21 protein-coding genes and 5 pseudogenes are annotated in these 22,633 nt (G+C 60.3%); 9 read left to right on the plus strand and 17 right to left on the minus strand.

What is annotated here, in order from left to right; translation table 11 throughout:
- Window positions 1-7: 7 nt before the first annotated feature.
- The 4 genes from NKH41_RS28040 to NKH41_RS28055 all read right to left on the minus strand — a co-directional run bounded on the left by NKH41_RS28040 (window position 8) and on the right by NKH41_RS28055 (window position 5,634).
- Window positions 8-814 (minus strand): SDR family oxidoreductase, encoded by an 807-nt coding sequence (locus NKH41_RS28040; RefSeq protein WP_352935010.1) that lies wholly within the window; start codon window positions 812-814, stop codon window positions 8-10.
- Window positions 815-827: 13 nt separating this feature from the next.
- The gene (locus NKH41_RS28045; protein ID WP_352935013.1) at window positions 828-2,900 is read right to left on the minus strand and encodes an ABC transporter permease subunit; all 2,073 of its coding nucleotides are present in this window, start codon (window positions 2,898-2,900) and stop codon (window positions 828-830) included.
- Window positions 2,897-4,435, minus strand: a complete 1,539-nt coding sequence (locus tag NKH41_RS28050) for a sugar ABC transporter ATP-binding protein (protein WP_352935016.1) — start codon at window positions 4,433-4,435, stop codon at window positions 2,897-2,899. Before NKH41_RS28050 ends, NKH41_RS28045 begins: the two co-directional genes overlap by 4 nt.
- A gap of 71 nt (window positions 4,436-4,506) precedes the next feature.
- Window positions 4,507-5,634 (minus strand): sugar ABC transporter substrate-binding protein, encoded by a 1,128-nt coding sequence (locus tag NKH41_RS28055; RefSeq protein WP_352542536.1) that lies wholly within the window; start codon window positions 5,632-5,634, stop codon window positions 4,507-4,509.
- 230 nt (window positions 5,635-5,864) lie between these two features.
- Between NKH41_RS28055 and NKH41_RS28060 the strand changes: the two genes are divergently transcribed.
- Window positions 5,865-6,545, plus strand: a complete 681-nt coding sequence (locus NKH41_RS28060) for a GntR family transcriptional regulator (protein ID WP_352473177.1) — start codon at window positions 5,865-5,867, stop codon at window positions 6,543-6,545.
- Window positions 6,546-6,586: 41 nt separating this feature from the next.
- Here NKH41_RS28060 and NKH41_RS28065 read toward each other — a convergent pair whose 3' ends face one another.
- The 3 genes and pseudogenes from NKH41_RS28065 to NKH41_RS28075 form a co-directional block, all read right to left on the minus strand.
- Complete coding sequence (locus NKH41_RS28065; protein WP_352935018.1) at window positions 6,587-6,901, minus strand: hypothetical protein; 315 nt, start codon at window positions 6,899-6,901, stop codon at window positions 6,587-6,589.
- Between the two features lie 97 nt (window positions 6,902-6,998).
- The gene (locus NKH41_RS28070; protein WP_352775248.1) at window positions 6,999-7,661 is read right to left on the minus strand and encodes a nucleotidyltransferase domain-containing protein; all 663 of its coding nucleotides are present in this window, start codon (window positions 7,659-7,661) and stop codon (window positions 6,999-7,001) included.
- A 214-nt stretch (window positions 7,662-7,875) separates the two neighbouring features.
- Window positions 7,876-8,457: pseudogene (locus NKH41_RS28075) on the minus strand (transposase); the annotation flags it as partial.
- Window positions 8,458-8,917: 460 nt separating this feature from the next.
- Between NKH41_RS28075 and NKH41_RS28080 the strand changes: the two are divergent.
- Both NKH41_RS28080 and NKH41_RS28085 read left to right on the plus strand, forming a co-directional pair.
- On the plus strand, window positions 8,918-9,199 hold the full coding sequence (locus tag NKH41_RS28080; protein ID WP_352473173.1) for a hypothetical protein: 282 nt from the start codon (window positions 8,918-8,920) through the stop codon (window positions 9,197-9,199).
- 192 nt (window positions 9,200-9,391) lie between these two features.
- A pseudogene (locus NKH41_RS28085) lies at window positions 9,392-9,547 on the plus strand (ferritin-like domain-containing protein); the annotation flags it as partial.
- 200 nt (window positions 9,548-9,747) lie between these two features.
- Here the strand turns inward: NKH41_RS28085 and NKH41_RS28090 are convergent.
- The 5 genes and pseudogenes from NKH41_RS28090 to NKH41_RS28110 form a co-directional block, all read right to left on the minus strand.
- Window positions 9,748-11,268: an FAD-dependent oxidoreductase gene (locus NKH41_RS28090; RefSeq protein ID WP_352935021.1), complete on the minus strand. Its 1,521-nt coding sequence runs from the start codon at window positions 11,266-11,268 to the stop codon at window positions 9,748-9,750.
- 82 nt (window positions 11,269-11,350) lie between these two features.
- Window positions 11,351-11,688 (minus strand): annotated as a pseudogene (locus NKH41_RS28095) (integrase core domain-containing protein); the annotation flags it as partial.
- Between the two features lie 274 nt (window positions 11,689-11,962).
- On the minus strand, window positions 11,963-12,679 hold the full coding sequence (locus NKH41_RS28100; protein ID WP_352935024.1) for a pentapeptide repeat-containing protein: 717 nt from the start codon (window positions 12,677-12,679) through the stop codon (window positions 11,963-11,965).
- A gap of 1,812 nt (window positions 12,680-14,491) precedes the next feature.
- Window positions 14,492-14,647: a hypothetical protein gene (locus NKH41_RS28105; protein WP_352935027.1), complete on the minus strand. Its 156-nt coding sequence runs from the start codon at window positions 14,645-14,647 to the stop codon at window positions 14,492-14,494.
- A gap of 185 nt (window positions 14,648-14,832) precedes the next feature.
- Complete coding sequence (locus NKH41_RS28110; RefSeq protein ID WP_352935029.1) at window positions 14,833-14,994, minus strand: hypothetical protein; 162 nt, start codon at window positions 14,992-14,994, stop codon at window positions 14,833-14,835.
- Window positions 14,995-15,215: 221 nt separating this feature from the next.
- Here NKH41_RS28110 and NKH41_RS28115 point away from each other — a divergent pair, with 221 nt between their 5' ends.
- Together NKH41_RS28115 and adh are read left to right on the plus strand one after the other, a co-directional pair.
- Entirely contained in the window at window positions 15,216-15,887 is a 672-nt protein-coding gene (locus NKH41_RS28115; RefSeq protein WP_352935032.1) for a Crp/Fnr family transcriptional regulator, read from the plus strand.
- A 107-nt stretch (window positions 15,888-15,994) separates the two neighbouring features.
- Window positions 15,995-17,471 (plus strand): annotated as a pseudogene (gene adh, locus NKH41_RS28120) (aldehyde dehydrogenase); the annotation flags it as partial.
- Window positions 17,472-17,841: 370 nt separating this feature from the next.
- On the opposite strand, the gene NKH41_RS28130 reads toward adh, so the two are convergent.
- Together NKH41_RS28130 and NKH41_RS28135 are read right to left on the minus strand one after the other, a co-directional pair.
- On the minus strand, window positions 17,842-18,090 hold the full coding sequence (locus NKH41_RS28130; RefSeq protein WP_352832179.1) for a DUF982 domain-containing protein: 249 nt from the start codon (window positions 18,088-18,090) through the stop codon (window positions 17,842-17,844).
- A gap of 179 nt (window positions 18,091-18,269) precedes the next feature.
- Complete coding sequence (locus NKH41_RS28135; RefSeq protein ID WP_352935038.1) at window positions 18,270-18,488, minus strand: hypothetical protein; 219 nt, start codon at window positions 18,486-18,488, stop codon at window positions 18,270-18,272.
- A 593-nt stretch (window positions 18,489-19,081) separates the two neighbouring features.
- Here NKH41_RS28135 and NKH41_RS28140 point away from each other — a divergent pair.
- From NKH41_RS28140 to NKH41_RS28155, 4 genes are all read left to right on the plus strand, one after another.
- Window positions 19,082-19,393 (plus strand): hypothetical protein, encoded by a 312-nt coding sequence (locus NKH41_RS28140; RefSeq protein ID WP_352775022.1) that lies wholly within the window; start codon window positions 19,082-19,084, stop codon window positions 19,391-19,393.
- 649 nt (window positions 19,394-20,042) lie between these two features.
- A complete protein-coding gene (locus NKH41_RS28145; RefSeq protein WP_352935041.1) occupies window positions 20,043-20,306 on the plus strand; it encodes a hypothetical protein in 264 nt (87 codons plus the stop codon).
- 256 nt (window positions 20,307-20,562) lie between these two features.
- Window positions 20,563-20,817 carry a DUF982 domain-containing protein gene (locus NKH41_RS28150; protein WP_352473196.1) on the plus strand — a complete coding sequence of 85 codons (255 nt, stop codon included), beginning with the start codon at window positions 20,563-20,565 and terminating at the stop codon, window positions 20,815-20,817.
- Between the two features lie 147 nt (window positions 20,818-20,964).
- Window positions 20,965-21,126, plus strand: a complete 162-nt coding sequence (locus tag NKH41_RS28155) for a hypothetical protein (RefSeq protein ID WP_352935044.1) — start codon at window positions 20,965-20,967, stop codon at window positions 21,124-21,126.
- Between the two features lie 41 nt (window positions 21,127-21,167).
- Here NKH41_RS28155 and NKH41_RS28160 read toward each other — a convergent pair whose 3' ends face one another.
- The 3 genes and pseudogenes from NKH41_RS28160 to NKH41_RS28170 all read right to left on the minus strand — a co-directional run bounded on the left by NKH41_RS28160 (window position 21,168) and on the right by NKH41_RS28170 (window position 22,172).
- Entirely contained in the window at window positions 21,168-21,623 is a 456-nt protein-coding gene (locus NKH41_RS28160; protein WP_352775014.1) for a Ros/MucR family transcriptional regulator, read from the minus strand.
- Window positions 21,624-21,791: 168 nt separating this feature from the next.
- Window positions 21,792-22,001: pseudogene (locus NKH41_RS28165) on the minus strand (biotin/lipoyl-containing protein); the annotation flags it as partial.
- 33 nt (window positions 22,002-22,034) lie between these two features.
- A complete protein-coding gene (locus NKH41_RS28170; protein WP_352775011.1) occupies window positions 22,035-22,172 on the minus strand; it encodes a DUF982 domain-containing protein in 138 nt (45 codons plus the stop codon).
- Window positions 22,173-22,633 lie beyond the last annotated feature (461 nt).

Here is a 22,633-nt window from a genome sequence, read left to right on the forward strand (position 1 = left end):
CTCCCCCTCAGAGTGTCTCGACGTTGCCGTCGACGCCGAGCGACTGGCCGGAAATGTTGATGCCCGCATCGGAAAGCAGGAAGGCCACCATCGCCGCGACATCGAATGGGCTGGTCATGCGGCGCAGCGAGATGTTCTGCAGATAGCGTTGTGTCATCTCCTCGTTTGAAACGCCGAGCTGCTTTGCCCGGTCGGCAATGACCTTGTCGATGCGCGGCCCTTCGATGATGCCGGGCAAGATGGCATTGACCCTGATCCCATGCGGTCCGAGTTCCTTGGCAAGGCTCTGGGTCAGGCCGACAACGCCGAACTTGGCAGCCGAGTACGGCGTGCGGAACGCATAGCCATGGCGGCCGGCGGCCGAAGACATCGAGACGATCGAGCCGCCGCCCGCCGCCTTGATCAGCGGCACGGCACGGCGCGCGCACAGGAACTGGCCGGTCAGGCAGATATCTATGCAGCGCCGCCAGTCTGCCGGATCGATCTCATCGACCCCGCCGGTCGGCCCGGCAATGCCGGCATTGTTGATCAGGGCGTCGAGCCCGCCGAGCTTCTCCTTTATGGTCTCGAAGAGCCGGTCGACATCGTCGTCGCGTGAAACGTCCGCTTTGACTGCGCCGGTGAGTGTGAGCCTCTCTGAAGCGGCGGCCAGCGCCTCGTCGGAAATGTCGCAGATCACGACACGTGCGCCGAGCCGCGACAGTGTCTCTGCAATGGCAAAGCCGATGCCGCCGGCGCCCGCCGTGACCAGCACGCGTTGGCCTTTGATCCCGGTCAGGAATTCGTCCGCCGATGCCGGTGCGCTGGAGCTCATTATTCCATTCCTTTCATTGAATCCGCCTTTCGCGCAGCGCCATGACGGCAGCGAGCACCACCAGCCCGAACAGGATCGCCCGCGTCGCGTAAGGCAGCGTCGTGCCGGCGAGCAGCATCTGCAACGCCGTCAAAAGCAGCACGCCCCCCAGCATGCCGAGATAGTGGCCGCGCCCGCCGGTGATCAGCGCACCGCCGACGACGACTACGGCGATCGAGGGCAGCAGATAATCGTCGCCCATGCCGAGGCTGGCCTGGCCGGAAAAGCCGGTCAGCATGATGCCGACGAGCCCCGCGCAGACCGCCGACAGCACATAGACGAGGATGAGCGTGCGCCCGACCGCGATGCCGGAGAGCTGGGCCGCGCGCAGGCTGTTGCCGATGCCATAAACCCGGCGGCCGAAAGGGGTGCGGCCAAGCAGCAGCACAGCAAACGCGACGAAGGTGATCATGAACAGCACCACCGGCGTCACAACGAATACCTTCCCGGTCATGAACCAGCGCAGCATCGGCGAGGAGAAGCCGGCCGGCGTACCCTGCGAGTAAAGCAGCGCGACGCCTTGCAGAATGCCGTTGGTGGCCAGCGTCATCACGATCGGCGAAATGCCGAGGAAGACGATGCCGATGCCGTTGGCAAGACCGATCAGGCAAGCTGTCAGCAGCACCGCCGGCAGCGCATAGGCAAGTGCACCATCCGAGCCGTTGACCATGCCGGCAAGCAGGATGCCCGAGAGACCGATCGTCCACGGCACCGACAGGTCGAGCCCGCCGGTGAGGATTACGCTGCCTTGCCCAAGCGCCAGGACGGCGAGGAAGCTCGACAGCACGAAAAGCGAGTTCCAGTAGGTGACGTTGACGATGGCGCGTCCGAGCCAGATCTGGGTGACGATCACGACGACGGCCAGGCAGACATAGGCCGGCAGCGCATAACGCAGCGTCTCGGCATTGCGTATATGGAAGGCCGGCTGCGGCGCCTGCTGATCGTCGGTGCTGCCACGCGCGATCCTCAGCCGCCGGTCGGTGCGATCGATCTGCGAGGGCAGCATTCCGGCGCGCCATGCGGCCAACCGCGCCCGCAGCGCACGCAGTTGGCGGGCGAGCACGGAGCCATACGACAGCGAGCCGGCAAGCACGGCAAGGATCAGGATCGTGCCCTCGGCGATCGTCGAATAATAGGCCGAGACGTTGAGTACGAGCAGGATGTTGACGACCATCATCAGGATGTAGGCGCCGAAGACGGTGCCAACCGGCCCGCCTTGACCGCCGCCCAGCCTTGTACCGCCGACGACGACCGCCGCGAACATCGACAGCAACAACGGGTTACCGACGAGCGGATCGCCGCTGCCCGTCTGTGCGCTGATGAAGACGCCGGCGAGCCCGTAGCAGCCGCCGGCTATGACATAGACCACGAAGCGCACGAGAACGACGCGCACGCCGACCGAAGCGGCCGCGTCCGGATCACTGCCGACGGCATAAAGCGCGGTCCCGAAGCGTGTGCCTTTGAGCCAGAACCAGGCGAGCAGGACGACGCCGATGACCACCAGCGGCATCGGTATCCAGCCGGCGATAGCATCACCGAGATAGAAGGCGCCAAGATCGGGCGAGACGAAGCCGCCCGGCTTGTCCATGACCAGCAGCGTTACCCCCTGCAGGATGAACATGGTCGACAGCGTGACGACGATAGGCTGCATGCGCAGGACGGCAATGAAGAAGCCGTTAAAGGCGCCGACCAGCATGCCGACACCAATTCCGGCCAAGGTCCACAGCGCGACACTGGTGCCGGTCGCCATCGGATCCATACCTTTTGCCAGGACGACATTGACCAGCGAGATCACCGCGCCGGCGGACAGGTCGAAACCGCCGGACAGGATGACCACCGTCTGGCCGATCGCCGCCAGTGCCGAGGTGGCGCCGCCGCTGGAGAGAAACGAAATGTCGAAATAGGTGAGCCGCCCGGCACTGACCAGATCGACGACAAGCAGGAGCACCGCAAAGACGATCGCCGCGATGATCGCGCCGCTGTGCCGCGCGAGAAGCCGCGTCAATGTCGCGGCCGGTGCCGCCGCGGGCAAACTCGTCACGCTCATTCCGCCGCCTCCCGGACCAACTCGCCTTGCCCCAGCGCCGGTCGCATGATCGCGCCTTCCGTGATGTGGTTGCCGGCAAGCTCCGCCACCAAGTGACCGTCATAGAGGACGAGCACTCGGTCGCATTGATGGACCAGCTCGGGAATTTCGGTTGAATGCAGAAGGATCGAGCCGCCGGCCGCCACATAGTCGCGCATCATCACATAGAGCTCGTGCTTGGTGCCGACGTCGATGCCGCGGGTTGGGTCGAAGAGCAGCAGGATGCGGCTCTCGGCGACCAGCCATTTGGCGATGGCGATCTTCTGCTGGTTACCGCCCGAAAACGCCCCCGCCCTCGTCCACATGGCGCGGTGGTCGACCTCGACCGCCGAGAAGGCGGACTGGACGGCCTGCGCCTCCTCGTGCCTGCTGATCAGGCCAAATCGGGTAAAACGCGCGACGACCGGCAGCGATACGTTTTGCCGGCCCGAGAGCTTCAGGAACAGACCTTCGGTCTTGCGGTCCTCCGGCACCAGCCCGATCGCCATGTTGGGCTTGAGCGCATCGGCGGGCGAGCCGAGCCACACTTCGCGCCCGTCGACCAGGATATGGCCGCGCTCGATCTCGGCCATGCCGAAGCAGGCGAGGAACAGGTCGAGTTGGCCCATGCCCTGAAGCCCGGCAATGCCGAGAATCTCGCCCTTGCGCAGGTCGAAACCGACGCCGTCGAGCTTCATGCCGGCCTTGAGATCGCGTACGCCGAGCACCGGCGGACCGAAGACCGCCTCGCTTTCGGGTTTCGGCGGAAAGGTCTGGGCGATGCTGCGACCGATGATCTTTTCGATCACTTCTCCATCCGGGACGTCGGCCACCGGCGCCGTCACGATGTGACGGCCGTTTCTGAGAATGGTCAGCGTGTCGCAGAAGGCCCGCACCTCTCGCATGCGGTGGGTGATGAACACGACCGTCGTGCCGGCGGCCTTAAGTCGCGCGATGATGCCGCCCAGCCATTCGACATCGCCGCCCGACAGCGTCGAGGTCGGTTCGTCGAGCAGGAGGATGCGCGGCTTGCGATAGAGCGCGCGCGCGATTTCGATCTTCTGGCGGACGGCGAGATCGAGGGTCGCGACCTCGGCATCAAGATCGACCGAAAAGCCGAGATCTGAAATGTGCTGGCGCACCGCCCTGCGCGCGCTCGCCCGCCTGATCAGGCCGCTCGGGCCGACAGGCGCGTAGGGCAGCAGCATGTTGTCGAGAACGCTGAGATCGCGCACCAGCGTCATTTCCTGGAAGGCTGTCTGCACGCCTTTGGCGTGCGCGGCGCGCGGCGAACCGAGTGGCGCCGGTTCACCAAGAACGGTGATTTGCCCTTCGTCGGGCCGCACCAGTCCCGACAGCAGCTTGACGAGCGTCGACTTGCCGGCACCGTTTTCGCCGAGCAGCGCGTGCACGCTGCCCGAAACGATCTCAAAGGAGACGCCATCGAGGGCGACCGTCGCACCAAACGCCTTGCGGACGCCCTCTATGCCGACAGCTGTCGATTGCGCTGACATCATGATCCCAGTCCCGGCCTGCACGGGGTGCGTGGGAGTGCCTCCAAAGCACCCCACGCCCCATTCGGAGAGCCTTACTCCTCGGGCTGGCCGACAAGGGCGGCCGCGAGACCGATTTCAGGTGTCTGGTCGGAGAAGATCGAGGCGAACCAGCCGGGGTTGGAGACCAGCGACGGTTTGAAGGCGTTACAGCCAGCCTTCATCTCTGCCCAGGTGCCTTCGTTACAAAGCTTTATCGTGTCGTTGGTGACGACCGGCAGTGGCAGGATCGTCTTCTTGGCAACCTCCTTGCCGTCAAGTGCCTCGACTGCAAGCTTGAGGGCAAGCGCGCCGGAATAGGGCGGCGATGCATAGGAGATCCGGGGCGCGCCGAGCGGCGCATAGGGAGAGGCTGCGCCCTCGACCTCCGTGCCCTCCGGCAGCATCTGGATGCGCCCGCCATTGGAGCCCTCGCCGGCGCAAGGCAGTAATTCGCTGCTCTTCTTGCCGGCCTCGAGCTGCATGGAATTGGCGGTGAAGCAGCCGACCTGCATCCACAGCCCATTTATGTCGTCCCAGCTGCGCGTCGCCAATATCTTGGAAAGTTCGGTACGGGCCACCGCCTGGCTCCACATACCGACAGCCTCGCCCACGATCTTGATGTCGGGATGCTTGGCAAACACCTCCTTTGCGGCCTTGGTGCGCAGATCGTCGACCGAGGTGCCGGGAACGCCGGTCACTGCGATGATGTTGCCCTTGCCATTGAGCTTCTTGACCAGCCACTCCGCCGTCACGCGGCCAGCCTCTTCCTGATCGATATGGACGTTGTAGGCGCAGGGCTCTGTGATCTCGGCATCATAGGCAAACACCTTTACCCCCTTGTCGCAGGCGTTCTTCACCACCTGGTTGAGCGCTGTCGGCGAGATCGGGAAGATCACGATGGCTTCGGCACCTGCCTGCACCATCGCGTTGATCTGCTGGATCTGGCGCTGTGCGTTCGGCCCGGCCACCTGAACCTGGAGGTCGACCTTGTCGGCCATGCTCTTGTGCGACGCCATCGCCTTGACCATGTTGGCGGCCTCGGCCTGCCAATCATTGCCGATAAAGCTCATGCTGAGAAATATTTTGTGCTTTCCGGCCGCCTCGGCCGCCGACATCCCAAAGGCGCAAACAGCCATGCCGGCAAGCAGCGCGAGCCGCCGGGCTTTCGATCCGATACCCATTCGAAACTCCTCCCAATTCAGACGACCAAATGCCTCCCAAGGGCACGAAACGTGCTCCTTGTCATTCGATGCAGCTGACCGTATCATGATTTGATCAAAGATCAATGATGAAATGCTAGTGGGTAAAAGCCGGATACGCCGGCGCTTGACGCGGCAATCCGAACCTTGCATTCCGGGCACAGGCGCCGGGTAGGACAAGAGCGTCGCCGTTTGGGGAAAGGTAGGCACAGATGGCTGGGGCGGCATTCAGGAAGCCGGGCGTCGAGATTACGCCGCTGTCTAGGGAAACCCTGCAGGACAGGGTTTACCGGCACGTCACCGAGTTGATCCTCGACGGCAGTATCGTTCCAGGTGAAATGGTGACGGTGCAGAGCCTCGCCGACGCTTTCGGCGTCAGCCCGATGCCGGTTCGCGAGGCCCTGCGGCGTCTGAGCGCCGCCAACGCATTGATGGTGGTTTCGGGCCGTTCGATCGGGATACCGGCATTAAGCCGCGCGCGACTCATCGATCTCAGGAACGTCAGGTTTGAGATCGAGGCGATCGCCGCCGCATGGGCGGCCGAGCGAATGGACGATCCCAGCGTGGCGCTGCTGCGCCAGCATCTGGACGCACTCGAACAGGCCAATGCCGCCGGCGACGTCAAATCCTACCTCAGGGCCAACTACGCCTTTCATTTCTCCATCTATCGAGCCGCGGGTTCGGAAAACATGCTCAACATCATTGAGAACCTGTGGCTGCAGATCAGTCCCTATTTCAACATGCTGCACGATTCTGGAAACTATTCGACCGCCAACCAGCACCATCAGCAGATGTTTGCAGCGCTGCGAGACCGCAACGCGGAAGCTGTCCGGGCCGCGGTTCGCGCTGACATCGACGCGGCTTTCACAGTGCTGATCAAACTGCTGAAGTAACATTCAGGTCGCCATAAGCGACATGCCGCCTCCATTGCTGATCAGACTTCCAGTTCTTTTTCCGCCCACTCCGCGAACTTTTCCAACTTGTCGAGCAAGCTCTCGGCTTCGGGGAGTGATTTTGCCCTGATTCCGTATTGAGCTTCGTCCTTCTCATGGAGAATGCTCCGCAACCGGCTGGCCTGCGCTGCAGGAAGGCGATTTCCAAGCGCATCGCGCATGGTTTTCACCACGGCCGCATGATCCGCGCGGTTGATCGTTCCTGTAAATCGGGCAGTGAGCGCATCGGCGTATGCTATTGCCGCATTCACGATCTGCGACATAGCCGGATTGCCGATGTCACCCGTTTCAGACATTGCACCTCCAAACGGGCAGCCTTCAAATATGAGCGGGCGATGCGCAATCGCTCCTCGCCAAAGCCTGTCTCGACTACTTTCGTCGCACCTCTTCTGGTCATGCCAACGCCTTCTGGCGAGTTTTTGTTGCGAGTTCGTCCGGGCGTGGACCCAAGACGAGCAGGGCATTTGCTTCGACGCCGCCCCACCAAGGGTCTCCCGTGCTCGACAGCCTCGCCACATCCTGCGGAGTGAGTCCCACCACCGAGGGATTGAAGCCAAGCTCTTCACCGTGGGTGACCAGTGCCTCACGGATCTCTTGGAGCGCGCTTTCTAGCTTTTCGGATGGCGTAACCACTGCGATGTCGAGATCGCTGTCTGGACGGTCCTCGCCCCTCGCCACGCTGCCGTAAATCCAGGCCGCGAGTACGTTCGGCCGAACTGCGGAGACCGCCTCAGTGACTACAGCGCGAATGTTGGAATACCTAAGCGCCTCCTGCTCAAAGAGGGCTTCCAGTGATGTCGCCAGTGGATGGCGATCATTCAACCGATAAAGACGAGCCCTGCCCGTTCCCTCTGAAGATACGATGCCAATCCCCTCCAAGGTTGCGAGAGCAGACCACACGCTTGCCCTCGCAAGCCCGCTACGAGCCGCAAGCAATGGTGAAGAAAGCAAGCCGCCGTGCCGGGATAATTCCCGGAGCAATCTCACGCTTGCGTCGGTGCCGAGCATAATGGTGAGTGGATAGCGCAAAGCGCTTTGAGCGGTCGAGCGTGCCATGGCGCAAGTTCCTTCTGCTCTGGAGCCATAGCACGTCGACTGCCGGATATCAAATCTGATGTTTGGTTTTCTAAACAGATGTCCTGTTATCTGAGCTTGGCGGCTGCTGCGCCGCTATCACAAATGTATCCGAAAGATGTTGATCGCCACGTTCATCCAGTCCATCGTAGGAGCAAGAGCAAGATGCCGCTCTATCTTATCCATTTCATTATCTTCTTTCTGCTTCAGTCCGTCCAATGCCCGGTCGGCGGCGAACGGCGAGCTTCTCCTCCCGATAGAGCCGGAACAGCTTCTTGCGGTTCACGACCAGGCCCTTCCCGCCTCAGCATCACGAGAAGACGCCGGTAGCCGAACCGGCGACGCTCCTGCGCGGTCGCTTTCATCCGCTCGCGAAGCTCGCGGTCGTCCGGCCTGCTGGTCTCGTAGCGAACCGTCATGCGGCAACAGCCGATGGCTTTACACGCCCGCCGTTCGCTCATCCCGAAGCCTTCCTTCAGGCGAGCGACAGCTTTCCGCTTGGCCGCGGGCGTCACCATTTCTTTCCCACAAGATCCTTCAACGCGGCATTGTCGAGCATGGCGTCGGCCAGAAGCCGCTTCAGCCGCGTGTTCTCGTCCTCCAGACCCTTCAGTCGCCGAGCCTCGGAGACATCCATCCCGCCGAAGCGGGCCTTCCAGTTGTAAATCGAGGCGTCGCTGACCCCGTGCTTGCGGCACAGATCGGCAACCGATACCCCGGCCTCATGTTCCTTCAAAATTCCGATGATCTGCTCTTCAGAGAAGCGGCTACGTTTCATGTCCTGGTCCTCTCGATGGGCCAGAACGAACTTCAAACCGGATTAGATAAGAGGGGCAAGGTCACGCTCCCAATCAGATTGCCTGGGCTCACCGCTGCTCCTGGCGCAACCGCGACCTCCAAAATGATCGCCAACAATGTCTGCGTTCAGGCAGTGGCAACAGTGCCTTCAATGGCTGACATGAGGCGCGAGGCGGACCTGCCCGATGTTTCATGCGCCGAATGCCCGAGATGCGAGCGCAGCCATTAACCATCGATTAACTATTCGGTCGCCTTTAATTCAATTTTGCAGCATACTGATTTGGGTAGCGTGGCTGCTCAAGGAGATTGGAACAAGAGAGGGTAATTCTCCTGTTCGCGCACCAGACTTTCACTCACGACATTCGAAATTGAAAAAGAAGCGACGGAACACCGTCGTGTCATGGGGAGGCGCCGCATCATGTTTGATGAGGAGCGCCAGAATGAAGATCGAAGACGCAGTTACCGCAGTGACGTCAGAAGCGAGCGCGCTCATGTCTTGCCTCGGCCAGCCCGTTGTCGCCTACCACGTCACGGAAATCATGAGAGAGACAGACCTGGCACACGCCCGCGAGATGCAGCTCGCGCTGGTGCGACGAACCATCGAGGCTCTTGTCGATGACGGCCTGGAAGGCGTCGCCGCCGAACATTTTGCATCCGAGTTCGATGGCAGCATCGGCTTGACCTGGAGACTTCTGCACGCATCCGACGGCGTGGCGCATTGATCAAGACCAGAGCGGTCTTGGTCAAGCTCTGGGAGGTGCGCCGGGCGAAGTCAATGAGGTCGTTGGGTGTCTGGAAAACGCGAACGATACGGACCCTTTCTTCGCCGGAAATAATTGCGACTTGGGTGCCGTCGGAACTGAAAGCTGCGCGTGTAAGGCCAGGTCGGACGGTCACTTCGTCTGGCTGGCAAGGGCAGAGCCAATATCGTTCCATCGACCCGGATGCGATCGCCTTCACGAGGACGCCCCAGGAAGTGCTTCGGATCGTCTATCTCGACCGACAAGGCCGGCGTCAGCAAGGGCGGCTTCTACCCGAACGGGATGAACGGAACGCTCAAAAGCACCTGACGTTTGCGATGGAGGAAAGGTGGAATTGAATGCAGAGTGATTGGCTGCACAGCGGATTCCAAAGCCGAGAAAGATTCGGGGATCGACCTACGAATTACCTGGCGATGGGGTCCATCGGGTGCCAGTGTCGAGCGGCTACCAAGCAGCATCTTCGCCTGAGCTGGCATTGCGGCATCTCGCCTCAACGGGAGTCGCCATAGCTATTCCACCTCAGCCAGGGGCGCTACGGCCGGTCCGTTCAAAGCCGTGCCATCGACGGCAAAATGCGAGCCGTGGCAGGGGCAGTCCCAGCAGCGTTCCAACGAATTCCAATGGACATGGCAACCGATATGGGTGCATGCGGCCGATCGCTTGTAGAGCGTGCCGTCCTCATCGCGAAAGGCAGCGACTTTGGTAAGCCCCTGGCGGACGATAGCCCCCTGTCCGGGCCGCAGCTTATCGGCGGCATCAATTTCACCAGGCGCGACATACTCGGCAAAACTCCTGATCGCTGTCGCATTCTCCGCCAAGTAATCGCCGATCGCGCGTGCCGTCTTGCGAGAGGGTTCGTAAAGTTCCCGCCAGGGGCTTTCCCCCTTCAGGATCAGGTCGGAAATCAATTGGCCGGCCACAACCCCATGGGTGATGCCCTGACCGGAATCGCCGGTAACAACGAAGACGTGCCCGTTGCCGGGATTACGGCCGATGAACCCGGCGTAATCGACGGTCTCCATTACCTGCCCGGACCATCGATTGGCTTCCGCGCCGATATCGGCCACCAACCCTTTGGTCCAGGCCGCCAGGGCAGCGAAGCGGTCGTCGGCGTCGTCGGCCTGCCCTGTCTTGTGATCCTCACCACCGACGATCAGAAAGTCGGTCTTGCCTTCGCCAGGCTGCAGACGGACGTAGTGATAGGGGTCCAGCGTGTCCCAATAGAGTGCATCCGGCAAAATGTCGCGCGCGATCTCGAATGCCATCGCGTAGGTCCGATACGGCGCCTGTTTGGTGTGGAGCGCCACCCGATTGTTGATCGGCGAGTTGGTGGCGACAACGGCCGATCTGGCAGACACGGCAAAGCCCGGGACCGTGGTTACGCGCACGCCGCCGTCAGTCTCCTCGACTTTGTCGACGATGGTATCCGCATAAAGCGCGCCGCCGCGCGCGCGGATGCCGGCAGCCAGCCCGCGGAGATATTTGAGCGGGTGGAATGTCGCCTGATTGAGGTAACGAAGGACGGGTGCGTCCGAAAACCCAGCAAGCGGCACGCCCACGGTTTTCTCGACGTCGACACCGATTTTCAGAGCGGCGTCCAGTTCGCGCTCGATGACGGATTCCTTCCTGCCCGACGCCGGAAACAGAAAGCCTTCGAGGCGGCGGAAATCACACGGCATGCCCTCCGCCTCCTGAATCGATCGGATACGGTCGATAGCGGCCGACTGGCTTTGGTAGTAGATCCGCGCCAGTTCCTCGCCACGCAATTTGATCAGTTCCGAAAAGTAGTCGTCGCAGATCGATGACAGATGCGCGGTGGTGCGGGCCGTCATGCCGCTTCCGATCCGGCCGCGATCGAGCACTGCCACCTTTTGCCCGGCGATGGCCAGTTCGAACGCGACCGACAGTCCGGCAATGCCAGATCCGACGACCACGACATCGACCTGTTCACTCCGCTCGAGCGGAACTGCATCAGGCGCTACTTCGGTTGTCGCCCAAAGGGATACAGTCCTTTCGTCGCTGACATTCATGGCGGAACTTTCCGGACGCGATAGCCGGTAAACGGCCGCGACGGTTCAAAGTTCCTCGATAGCTTTTTGAATGCCGGCAGGGCTATCTGCGCCTCAACCTGGCGTTTTCCTTCTGGGTCATGTGGTCGGCGGTGACGTTGCCCCCAGTTTCTATCCAGTTTTGAGTTCGTTTCCGGCGTGGGTTGTGCCCTGCTGGGCGGGTGAAGCGACGGGCGCTGGCGCGGAGCCTTTGGCATCGCGCAGCGCGAGCGACCGTCGCAGATTGAAGGTAGTCGGCGCGCCACAGGGCGATGGCGACGCGTGCCTGAGCCAGCGAAGTAAACAGCGTCTCGTTGAGCAGTTCATCGCGTAGTCGGCCGTTGAAGCTCTCGATGAAGCCGTCTGCATCGGCTTGCCGGGCGCAATGGAATGCCATTCGACGCGTTGGTGCCAGGCTTCTGAATGATAATCACGACGATGGTAGTCATTCTCGACGATACAAGAGTTGCTGCCACTTATTCGGACAGGAGCGTACCGGTTCGATTGAACCGGTAGCGGTGAACGGAAGCGGCACAAACACCCTTCGGCCGCGATTTCGCCAATAGCAATACCGTAGAAACGTGCCACTTTGGCGTAGGATCTGCGCCCTCCGAAGGCAGAAGTTACAGGTTCAAATCCTGTCGGGTGCAGCATTGCACAGTTCGCTAGCCGACAACTATTCCTGCTGGAATTGACAGGGCCAATCTTCAGGCGTCGTCAAGCCAGAAGGCAACTCGGTCCGGGCGTCTCCGCAAGCCATGTTGAGCTGCCACTGGGACAGACCCGCCGAATTGGAAAGATCGAGGCCCTCGATACGGGTCAGAAAGAAAAAGGCGCGGTCAAAGTCTATCGGCGCGGTGAACGTCGCTCCTCGGAAGTCCGCCCGTGCGAGATTGGCAAATGAGAAGCGGCTACCGCTGATATCGGCGTCATGGAACTGCGCACGCCCCAATTCTGCCTTTGTGAAATCTACATTGGTCAGATTGGCGCCCTGGAAATTCGAGCGCTGCATTTCCGCGCTCGCAAACACAGCGCCCTGCGCGTCCATACGGCTGAAGTCGGTCCTGTAGGCCTCGATTCTGTCGAACCGGGCGCCTTTGGCGGCCGAGTCGGCCAGGGAAGCACGCACAAGCGTTGCCTTCTCAAGATTTGCCGCAAGGAGATTGCTGTTCCTGAGGTCGGTCGAAGTGAAATCAACACCGAACAGGTTCGCCCCGCTCAGGTCCTGTCCTTCTAGGATGAGAAGCTTCTTGTCACACTCGTGCCAATCGACGCCAGGCGTCGCGGCTGCGTCGCAATTTTGAGCGGCAGTGGCGTTCTGCCAAGCAAACACAGTGCAAACCGCTAGAACCAAGCCGGACGCGCCGTGAGCTCTGGTTCGTCTCAAAGTCATTGTTGCTGGACCTCTGCCACTCCCCGACACTCAACCTTACCACATCTGCTGACACACGAGCCACGGTGACCACAGCGTCACAGTTTCACAGTTAGCGCATTCTCATATTCAAGCTTTGATGTTGATCAACCGATCAACCCGCGCGTAGGGCGCGATTTGCGAGCGACTCCCCATATCATCGGCGGTCCAGCAGAGATTCATTTGTCACCGGCCAGGCGCATCATTCCGTAGGTATGCTTGACTAAGCCGAGGAGAGCGGTCGTTCAGGCTGGCGAAGTCGCGTGCCAAGATTGGCCTCCGCTCTGGACGTTTGTCTCGCTAGTTGGGAGCCTGCTCGGATGCTGACCGCCACCGCCGCCGTCCGCTGCCGACAAGCGTGAATCCGCTTGGTTCCGCACCGATCGGTACTTCCCGACGGCACGGGGTGCTCGTCGCATATCCTGATTCCGCTGTCGCATGAACCCCACGAGTTCGCTTAGCGAAGCCGAAGTTGATCTCTGCCATCTCCCAGGTCGAAGCATCAACCCCGCATATTTGTGTCGTAAGCTGACGTGCCGCGAATACGCCTTTTTCGGTTGGCGGGCTTTATGCGGACGCGCAACCTGTTCTTGTTTTTTTGTCAACGTAAACGATGTCGTATGGCGGAGAGGGAGGGATTCGAACTCCGCGCTTGGAAAAGCGTCCCTCTCGTCTTCACCGTGCAGGCCGCTTACTCTGGGCGGCAGAGTGCCCTTCCGCGCTTCGCCAAACCTGCCGTGGGAATGCCTTGCCGTTTTTTCCGGCGGGGCTTTGATCAGATCGTGGCTATTAGTGATTTATGCTGGAACTGGTTGCGGAGGGGAGTCGGACCTATTTGCGCCGATTAAGAAGTCCCGTCAGCAAACGAACTCGGTTACAGCACTGTATCGGCGGTATCCCTCTACCGACTCGAACCGCGACCGTTTCTTAGTCGCGCCTACCGTTTTGCACGCCCTCCCCTCCCCGGCCGTGGCGGAAGGTTGAACCAGTTGGGCGACTGCTAGGTTCCGGACTGGAGGTAAGGTCGGCTCGCTGAAAGCACGGCAGGTGGCATGCGGCACAAAGCTGCCATTAGGCACAAAGATAACAAAAAGCATCGGCGATCGGCTGAAGCCGCTCCTTCTCTGTCTGCTGGCGAACCGCGTAACCGGGGCAGTTTTCCGGGCGAAGGGGTTTGCAGGCGAGCGCGTTCGTGATTCACCCTATGCGTGACCGACTGATTCGTTTGAAGGCTGTCGCTCGTCGAACTCCGCGGGTTGGTTACTGCGCTGATCGGCGAAGTGCGCGGTCCAAACATGGTTCGAAGTGGTCGATCGCAGGGCCGCGTCGCACGGTGCAGAAGGCCATGCATCGTAGATTATGCGCAAACTGCTATCGCGCGCCTAGTCCGAACTCGCGCATCGAACAGTACATCACGTCTTCCGTCCCCAGCGCACCGGCGGCCTCCCCGCTCGCAATCCAAATAGACGTCTTTCAACTGTGTGGCATGTCAGCGTGAGCGAACGCGAGGTCCTGAGCGTCAGAAGCCGACAATGAAGCCGGACTGATTGCGATCAGCACGGTGCCGAGCGTCACAGGCGCGAGGGACTTAACAACTGACATGATCATTTTGAGATCCTCCCCAGCTCCCGTCGGTCAACATTCAGTCCTTGGGGGTCGCAGGTGTAGTGCCGTTCGAAGGTCCCGTCCGCGCGCCGCTGCTTGTTGAAGCCGCGATGTAAGGCTCGATCGCGCGCTCGTGGACCAGCCAAAGGGGATCTCGGCCGAGGCGTAGCCACTGCCGGCGGCCAACCGTTACGGGATCGAGGCCGAAGCGATCCTGGTGCGCTCGATCGTCGTGCCGGCCGCGCCTGCCTCCGCATGACGGATGGCGCGGCTTCGCAAATCGCACATGATTTCGTCACGTGAGATGCCGATGTCGCCAAGGACGTCATCGGATAAACGGCTCAACTGGTCCGTTGCCGACAAGAGAGCTTTTCGCTCGGCGCGGAGGCGTAACCACCTGCGAAATGGACCAATGGCGGCAGCACGAATTATAACCATGATCAGATCGTCCCTTCATTGATCTGAATTGACCGGTACGGAACGGCGCCAACGGCACTCCGGGCGAGAGCGTCAGCCGTCCGCGAGGCAAATTAGGCGTAGTGGTCGATGGATTGGTTTTGCCGCGGCGTGCCCATACGGCGGGCGGTGGCTGGCCCCGGGCCACGCATGTAATAAAGCTCCGGGCGGTAGTGCGGCGCGACGAATTTGCGAAACCACGCAGCAAGTTTTGTGACGGGAGCCAAGAATTTCATGACTGTTCCCTTTCCCTTCGCCGGCTTTCACATGAGCCGGCGGGCCTGACGTTGCAACAAGGATATGACAGTCGAACCAGGCTCGGCTGTGGGAATTCCCACACCGGGGAAAACGGCGAAATCCGCTCCCAGTTTGCATCCCGGAAAGCGGGGCCTGCGGCCATCAAATTTCCTTGGATAGGGAGTAAGGTGAAGTACACTTGATTGAACAAGAGACCGTTGTGACAGGCTCTCTGGCCTTCATCTCAAGACTTTGCGATGCCGATCTCGCCGCGCTGACCAAACGGTGGCACGAGCGCAGCTATCGACACAACGAGCTAATCATTTCCCACGGCGACACTGGTCGCGATGTCTTCTTCCTGCTGGAAGGACGGGCTCGCGTGACACTGGTTTCAGCGGACGGCAGGGAGATAGCGTATCGCGATGTCGAACCGGGTGACATTTTCGGGGAGCTCGGAGGCATTGACGGGATTGCACGCTCTGCCAGCGTAGTCGCGCTGGAGGCAACCCGCGCTGCACGGCTGTCCGGCACAGCATTCCGGGATATCGTGATGACCCACCCGACTTTTGCCTGGATGCTGCTTGAGCATCTGTCTGCCCAGCTCCGGCGCATGACAGAGCGGGTATTCGAATACAGCACTCTGGTCGTGCGAAAACGGCTGATCGTCGAGCTCCTGCATCGGGCGGACAAAGCCGCACTCGTGGACGGCGAGGTGTCCATAAGCCCGGCACCGACGCATTCCGAGCTGGCGGCAACGATGAGCACGCACAGGGAAGCGGTCTCGCGCGAAATGAGCGACCTCGCCAAGAGAGGCCTGATCGAAAAGCGCGGCAGCAGGTTATTCCTGCATGACGTCTCGGCACTACGGGCGCTGGTCGACAAGAAGGAATAGCGAAGGCTGTCGCTGCGGCGGGGGGCACCGCACGTTTCATACTCCTCGGCCGCAAGTGATTATTCCTTCCGGCAAACGGGGCAACCTGGCGTGCCAGCGCGCGGGGCTCCGGCCGCTACTTCGAGAACTTCTCGCCGGTGAACGGTCAGCTACTTTGCGAGGTGGCCGCTCGGATGCCCAGGACATCGAGGTGGCCCTGGACGCGGCACATGCCGCCAAGGACGCCTGGGGGCGCACCAGCGTTGCTGAGCGGTCACTCATCCTCAACCGCATCGCCGACCGCATGGAGGAGAACCTCGATCTTCTCGCATGCGCTGAAACATGGGACAACGGCAAGCCGATCCGTGAAATAACCGCCGCCGACCTGCCCTTGGCCATCGACCATTTCCGCTATTTCGCCGGCGCCTTGCGCGGCCAGGAAGGGAGCCTTTCGCAGATCGACGACGACACCCTCGCCTATCATTTCCATGAGCCGCTCGGGGTGGTTGGCCAGATCATCCCCTGGAATTTTGCGCTGCTGATGGCATGCTGGAAGCTTGCTCCCGCGCTTGCGGCCGGCAACTGCGTCGTGCTGAAGCCTGCCGAGCAGATTCCGGCTGCCATCCTGCTGTGGGCCGACCTTGTTGGCGATCTGCTGCCGCCGGGCGTGCTCAACATCGTCAACGGCTTTGGTCTCGAGGCGGACAAGCCACTCGCGTCGTCGCCGCGCATTGCCAAGATCGCCTTTACCGGTGAGACCACGACGGGCCGGCTGATCATGCAATATGCCAGCCAGAACCTTATCCCGTAACACTGGAATTGGGCGGCAAATCGCCAAACATCTTCTTCAAGGATGTTGTCGCCGAGGACGACGATTTCTTCGATAAGGCGATCGAAGGCTTCGTCATGTTTGCGCTAAACCAGGGCGAGGTCTGTACCTGCCCGAGCCGCGCGCTCATCCATGAATCGATGTACGATACGTTCATGGAACGCGCCCTCAAGCGCGTCGAGGCGATTGTGCAGGGCGAGCCGCTCGATCCGGCAACGATGATTGGCGCCCACGCCTCGTCCGAGCAGTTGAAGAAGATCCTGTCCTATATCGACATCGGCCGCCCGGAAGGCGCGGAGGTGCTGACCGGTGGCGCCCGCAATGTCCTGCCTGGTGATCTGGCGGGCGGCTATTACGTCAAGCCGACCGTGTTCAAAGGACACAACAAAATGCGCATCTTCCAGGAGGAGATCTTCGGGCCGGTGGTTTCTGTCACGACCTTCAAGGACGATGACGAAGCGCTCAGCATTGCCAACGACACGCTTTATGGCCTCGGGGCCGGGGTCTGGACCCGCGATGGCAACCGTGCCTATCGCTTCGGCCGTGCGATCCAAGCCGGCCGCGTCTGGGCCAACTGCTACCACGCCTATCCCCCGCATGCGGCCTTCGGCGGCTACAAGCAGTCTGGCATCGGCCGCGAGACACACAAGATGATGCTCGACCACTATCAGCAGAAGCCGAGGGGGATAACAGTGTCACGCGGCTTGCTACTCCAGAACAAGCATGCCCCTCCTCCTTGGCGACCTCGTCAAAGGCCTACGGACATCCTCGGGTGACACTCGGTCCTCAAAGGCGTCGATGCAGGACTGCACCGCCAGCTTCCACTTAGGTCCCTTCTTGGTCCACTTCATGAGTTCCTCGGCGGCACCCTCGACGGGGCTAACCCGTACCGGATGCCAGGTCTGTCGCTCCTGACGTAGGCTGGAGGGTTGAACCAATGGAGAGCCATACAGGGAATTGGAGCGGAACCAGACTGCCGATCAACCCAGGTTGTAAGGAACAACGCAGGCCCTCGCGGGTTTAGAGGTGGCAGCGGATTCTTCGTGATGTGCAGCCGCTGTAGGGGGGGCCGTCGCCTCTCCCTCACCGGCGGCGGGCTCCTTTCGCGAAGGCGGTATTGGCCAGAGAACCTTTACCGCATCCAAGTTAGCTAGTTGGGGGGAGTAATATCCCCTCCTCTTTTGCAGCAGCCAGGAATGCCTTGCGAGCCTCCTCAGGTTCCATCTCGTCGAATATCACGGCCATGCAAACGCGCACCGCGAGGTCCCAGCAAGGGCCACGCCTGGTCCACTTCATCAGCTCCTCGCCGGCTGCCTCGGCGTTGTTGACGTTGCGGATGATCCCGGGACGCTCGGTCTTGACGGGGACCGGAGGGTTGAACCAGTGGAGGGCCATGCGGTCACTCCTTGACCTTATCAAGTTCCTCCAGCAAATACCTTTGCTCAGCCCAGTTCCCGTTCTACAGGCAGATTTAGCAGCTTGCGAAGGTAATTGCGGATTACCTCTAACTGTTGAAAATGGCGCAGGACGGCGCGCTTTGTTGCGATGCCACAGTGACTGGAGTTGGCTGACAGCTACTCGCGACCGTCGAAAGCCACGCACAGGCCCATGGCAGTTGCTGCCTCGACGATCGCCTCAGTTAGTTCTTCGTCGGAGGCCACCAAATAAGGCGCAGCCTCCCGCGCTTCGCGTAGCGCCGCATTTATCGAGACCGTGTCGCGACGGTCCGCCCTGTTGAGGAGTACAGTGATTGCTTGCTCTAGAAGCGGACCGACCCTTTGCGCGACGCTCATCCAGCCCTCCCCAGGCACACGCCGAAAGGGAATCTACTCACTTCCTGACCGACATCAACGCCATGTACGAATCGTACAAATTGGCACGGTGCTAGGCCGCAATAGTCAGGAATGTTTGGTTGAAAAATTCGTCCGGGTGATCGGATAATTGGGTCGCGCGAAGAACTCCGGACGCCCCGTGGTGCCAAACACTGTTGCTTCGCCGTCGATGATTGCCCGCTTTGCGTTCAGTTCAGCCGCAGCCCGGACGATTGGGCTGTATCTGTCAGTCCAGTCGAAGCCGTTTTGTGTGCAGGCCTGCACCTTACCCGTTGGATGATCAACTGCGTGCGATACCCATCATATTTGATGTCGTGAAACCACCCTTGGCCCTTGGGCGGCTTCTCGACCAGGGTGGGCATTTGGAACTCAATAAATGACAGCCGGCCAACGCCAGGCCCGGTGAGCATGCGCCGGCACTCCACACAGTATGATTCGAATCAATATCGCTGGTTCGAATCGGTTCCGAAACAAGGTACACGCTGGCGGCGTTGGCATTTTCCACATATTAGCAATCCCTTGACTGCCGTCAAAGCCGCTCCAGAATCATGGGCATGGCTTGGGAAATTGCGGACATCAATATCGGCGATGAGGTGGCGATCACCGTGACGGTGCTGAAGCTGCTGGACGACGGAAGAGCTAGTGTCAGCATCCCGTCCTATGGTTTTCCGCATTCAGTCCCTGCTCCTAAAAGATCCAAACCAGGTGACGAGCTACAGCTGACCGGCGAGGTCACGCGGGTCGACGAGGAAAATCGAAAGGTGACGGTGAAAGCTGGCGGCCTAATCACCGTGGATGCCGATACGATCACCGACTGGACGCCTGTTCGCCGCAAAAAGATGTCGCGTAGAGATGGGGCGGATTAGCGAACGCAGATCAAAGCATGGATGCCGATGATAATCCGCAAGGCCTGGCCGCCCTGCTCTGGTGCGCATGGCATCGAGGACACCTGCCCGGCCGGCGTGCTGCCAATCGAGGAAGCTGCCTTGCCCAGCTGGCGCACTGTACGAAAATTACCAACTTCGTTAGCCGGGAACAAGCACTCTACATCAAACGTTTTTGCGAGACTGAACTCTCCTCCTCCGGCCTGGCTGTAGCGGCCCGCTGCTCTGTACGGGCAGCGGGCCTGAGGGGTCGCACATGCCGCAGCGCCTGCGTACCAATCGCACCTGCCTTAGTCCTCATGATTTGGCTATTTGCCAGCGCGTTTTCGATCGAATTTGCGCAGACGAAGACCTCGACCCTTTAAGCCAACAGGGCGAAATCCTGGCGGAAACGGTAGTGGCGACTTTTCGAAATGCTCACACTGACGAGAGCGAACTGCTGAAGGCAGTCAGGTCTCGTCGCCGAAATTGAGCAGCATAATTTCACCCGGCAACCCGCTCCACAGTGTAGATAGTGTTCCGCGACCTGACGAGTGCCACGCGCACAGGCTCCTTAAAACGGTGCCCTTGCACGCACACCGCCCGAGTCTCGAACGCGACTCAATCCTCGGTCATGTGATAGGTTCCCGCCATGTCTGATCATATTCTGCCCGGTCAAAAGAAGCCCAAGCTAATCGTCGTCGTGGCGTTCGATCGAGGCGAGGACGGCGAACTGTTTCCCGCCTTTGGTCCGGCCGATCAGCAAAGCGAGGAACGCGCCATTCGCACCGGTCAGGCGCTCGCAGGGAAGCACGTTGGCGTATTAGCATGGAGCCGCGACGCCGACCCGGCCGTTGGCGACTACGGTCCGCCGACCGTGCTATTCACCAGCGGCGACGTGCCGGATATGGAGTAAATTCAGCCCGAGATTCCAATTCGCGGTGTTCGGCGAACTCCCCTTCACTGGGTATTTGTGGATCATTTATTGGGTAACGCCGCTCTTGGCGATGCGCTCCTCGAAAGTCGGGGCCAAGCCCGACATGCTGAAGCACTGGGCAGCGTCCATCGCGGCGGCAGCTTCTGGCCAAGCGCATGTCTTCTGCTACTTGCCGACGTTTGATGTGGCGCAAAGGATCTGCAGAAGCTAACATAGCTTGTTCTTGGAGGCTGTCGTGCGTACGAGACGTTTCAGAAAGCCCGTCGTCGTTCAACCCGGCCGGATCGATCGCGACAGAGTTGTTGCGTCCGTATCCGACGCGGCCGAAGTTCTGCTGAGGGATTGGCCGAGGCCGGCGGGCAAGTCGCGGCTCGCCGCAATCGAAGCATGCCTTGCCGTAATCCGTGGAGAAAAACCACCAAGAATAGCGCGCCAGGCGTTCATCGCTGCTGCCAAGGAGGCCAGGATATTGCTCGCGGAAGAAATTTAGGCTTACCCAGCACCCGTATGGATGTGCCCTTGAAGCACGGAGCGCTGCTGGATTCAGCGGCTTTGTTGCTTGTGGCATCGGCAGAGCGCGACCTATCGATGTAGTGCGATTTTATCGATATGATTCGATTGTGTGTCGAGGGCGACGATGTATCAGCTCGCCTTGTCGATCGCACATTTGATCGACCTCTCCTGCCCGTCAGGATACGAGGACGTGAAGACGCAAGCCGTGCTGAAGGTTGTGTTGTGGCGTGAGCGGCGCTTACTGAACCGCGAAGCCAGGCAGCTCATTCCCAGCCAGGCCACCTAGACCATCTAGACCTGACGGCATGGCCCGAACGTCGTGCACTGTCAGGCTTTGCCCTTGCGCTTTGCTGGTGCTTTTTTCGGCGGCGTTTTGTCAACCGCCTTGCGGCCGAGACCGGCAGCTTTGGCAAGTGCAGACCGCTGAGCCGCATAGCTGGGCGCTACCATAGGATAGTCCCACGCCAAACCCCACTTGGCTCTGTACTCATCAGGTGTCATGCCAAGCAAGCCCAGGTGGCGCTTCATCGACTTGAACTTGCGCCCGTTCTCAAGGCTTATAATGTATTCGGGAAAGATCGACTTCTTAGGATTTACCGCGGGCGTAAGTATTGGCGATGGTGCAGCGACCGGCTCAGCCAGGCCAGACAACGCAGAATTGACACTAGCGATCAAATTCGGCAGATCCGCCACGGGCGTTGCGTTGCTCTGGACATAGGCTGCGACGATGTCTGCTGTCATCCCTAGCAAATCAGCCCTTCGCTGCCCGATTGCTTCATCCATCAAAATCGTTCCCGTGTTGATCTCCGGCGTTCCTATTTGGAAAATTCGGCCTGCGCAATTGCAAACAACGATTATTTGACGCTAGATTACTCCAAGGCCGACTTTGCTGGTCATCCCCTGCGACATGGGTGTGTGCGGCCAATTTCCCTTCAGGTGTAGCACCCTCATTCACCCGAATGCGATCAGCAGATCGTTGGCATTATCTGGTCCCCGGCCTTGATCTGGACTTCGGCGATGGTCCTGTCGCGCTCGGCATGCAGCGCCGTTCCATCTCATCGCTTCGATCGACACCAGCACATCGCCGGCCTTCACCGCTTGGACTGCAGCGACCGAGAGCGCCGAGACGACGCTAGGCATCGGCGCGCCGACACGCGGACACAGCCCAGGATGACAACGTGTGTTCGGGAGATGTCAGGCGTTCAAGATTTTCGCTTCCTTGGTGGCGCTGAGAAATGCCACGCGGGCAATCTCCGGGGCCTTATCGCCGCCGAGCACCTTCATGCAGGCCATGGCTGCTGGGTGCGGCGCCCAGTTTCTCCAATGGGCCAATCATAACGCATCAGCTCAGGCCGGCGTTTAGCCGCTTAACCAATTCCATAGGTATAGAGGCTGAGATTATTCAGGGGTGATCGCTGAAAATTCAGAGATACTGGCCGGCAACGCAAAGTGGCTAACTGTTGCATTTTGGGCGGGGGCAATTGCCCCGCTTGCCGGCCTACCTTTGTATGCAATTGCTAGCCTTTTTCCCACGGCTAGAGCGACCCGGCCGCCTATCTTTCGCCTGAGTTAAAGCTGAGGCAGCAACGCTTTTTTCTGCTTTCGTTGATTTGGGATTGCTAAGAATCTTGGACGCCGCGCTTGCGACGCCCGTGGTCGTGGTTTCGTTTTTTGCCACTTTTCTTCGCACCTAGTTGGTGCGCGAGGACAATGATCCCGCATTTGCTCCGAGTCGATTCGGCGCTTCTTTCGCCTGTGGAGAAACTTTCATGCCCTCTGCCAGGCTTCACCAA

The sequence above is a fragment of the Mesorhizobium sp. M1169 genome (assembly GCF_040318345.1).
GTDB lineage: Bacteria > Pseudomonadota > Alphaproteobacteria > Rhizobiales > Rhizobiaceae > Mesorhizobium.

What these genes read in the sequence shown, in the direction of transcription:
- NKH41_RS28110 (WP_352935029.1), bottom strand. Translation starts at nt 14,994, where the DNA reads ATGAAATTCTTGGCTCCCGTCACAAAACTTGCTGCGTGGTTTCGCAAA.
- NKH41_RS28050 (WP_352935016.1), bottom strand. Translation starts at nt 4,435, where the DNA reads ATGATGTCAGCGCAATCGACAGCTGTCGGCATAGAGGGCGTCCGCAAG.
- NKH41_RS28160 (WP_352775014.1), bottom strand. Translation starts at nt 21,623, where the DNA reads ATGGATGAAGCAATCGGGCAGCGAAGGGCTGATTTGCTAGGGATGACA.
- NKH41_RS28040 (WP_352935010.1), bottom strand. Translation starts at nt 814, where the DNA reads ATGAGCTCCAGCGCACCGGCATCGGCGGACGAATTCCTGACCGGGATC.
- NKH41_RS28060 (WP_352473177.1), top strand. Translation starts at nt 5,865, where the DNA reads ATGGCTGGGGCGGCATTCAGGAAGCCGGGCGTCGAGATTACGCCGCTG.
- NKH41_RS28070 (WP_352775248.1), bottom strand. Translation starts at nt 7,661, where the DNA reads ATGGCACGCTCGACCGCTCAAAGCGCTTTGCGCTATCCACTCACCATT.
- NKH41_RS28045 (WP_352935013.1), bottom strand. Translation starts at nt 2,900, where the DNA reads ATGAGCGTGACGAGTTTGCCCGCGGCGGCACCGGCCGCGACATTGACG.
- NKH41_RS28145 (WP_352935041.1), top strand. Translation starts at nt 20,043, where the DNA reads ATGTCTGATCATATTCTGCCCGGTCAAAAGAAGCCCAAGCTAATCGTC.
- NKH41_RS28140 (WP_352775022.1), top strand. Translation starts at nt 19,082, where the DNA reads ATGGCTTGGGAAATTGCGGACATCAATATCGGCGATGAGGTGGCGATC.
- NKH41_RS28055 (WP_352542536.1), bottom strand. Translation starts at nt 5,634, where the DNA reads ATGGGTATCGGATCGAAAGCCCGGCGGCTCGCGCTGCTTGCCGGCATG.
- NKH41_RS28100 (WP_352935024.1), bottom strand. Translation starts at nt 12,679, where the DNA reads ATGACTTTGAGACGAACCAGAGCTCACGGCGCGTCCGGCTTGGTTCTA.
- NKH41_RS28130 (WP_352832179.1), bottom strand. Translation starts at nt 18,090, where the DNA reads ATGGCCCTCCACTGGTTCAACCCTCCGGTCCCCGTCAAGACCGAGCGT.
- NKH41_RS28090 (WP_352935021.1), bottom strand. Translation starts at nt 11,268, where the DNA reads ATGAATGTCAGCGACGAAAGGACTGTATCCCTTTGGGCGACAACCGAA.
- NKH41_RS28135 (WP_352935038.1), bottom strand. Translation starts at nt 18,488, where the DNA reads ATGAGCGTCGCGCAAAGGGTCGGTCCGCTTCTAGAGCAAGCAATCACT.
- NKH41_RS28155 (WP_352935044.1), top strand. Translation starts at nt 20,965, where the DNA reads ATGTATCAGCTCGCCTTGTCGATCGCACATTTGATCGACCTCTCCTGC.
- NKH41_RS28080 (WP_352473173.1), top strand. Translation starts at nt 8,918, where the DNA reads ATGAAGATCGAAGACGCAGTTACCGCAGTGACGTCAGAAGCGAGCGCG.
- NKH41_RS28065 (WP_352935018.1), bottom strand. Translation starts at nt 6,901, where the DNA reads ATGTCTGAAACGGGTGACATCGGCAATCCGGCTATGTCGCAGATCGTG.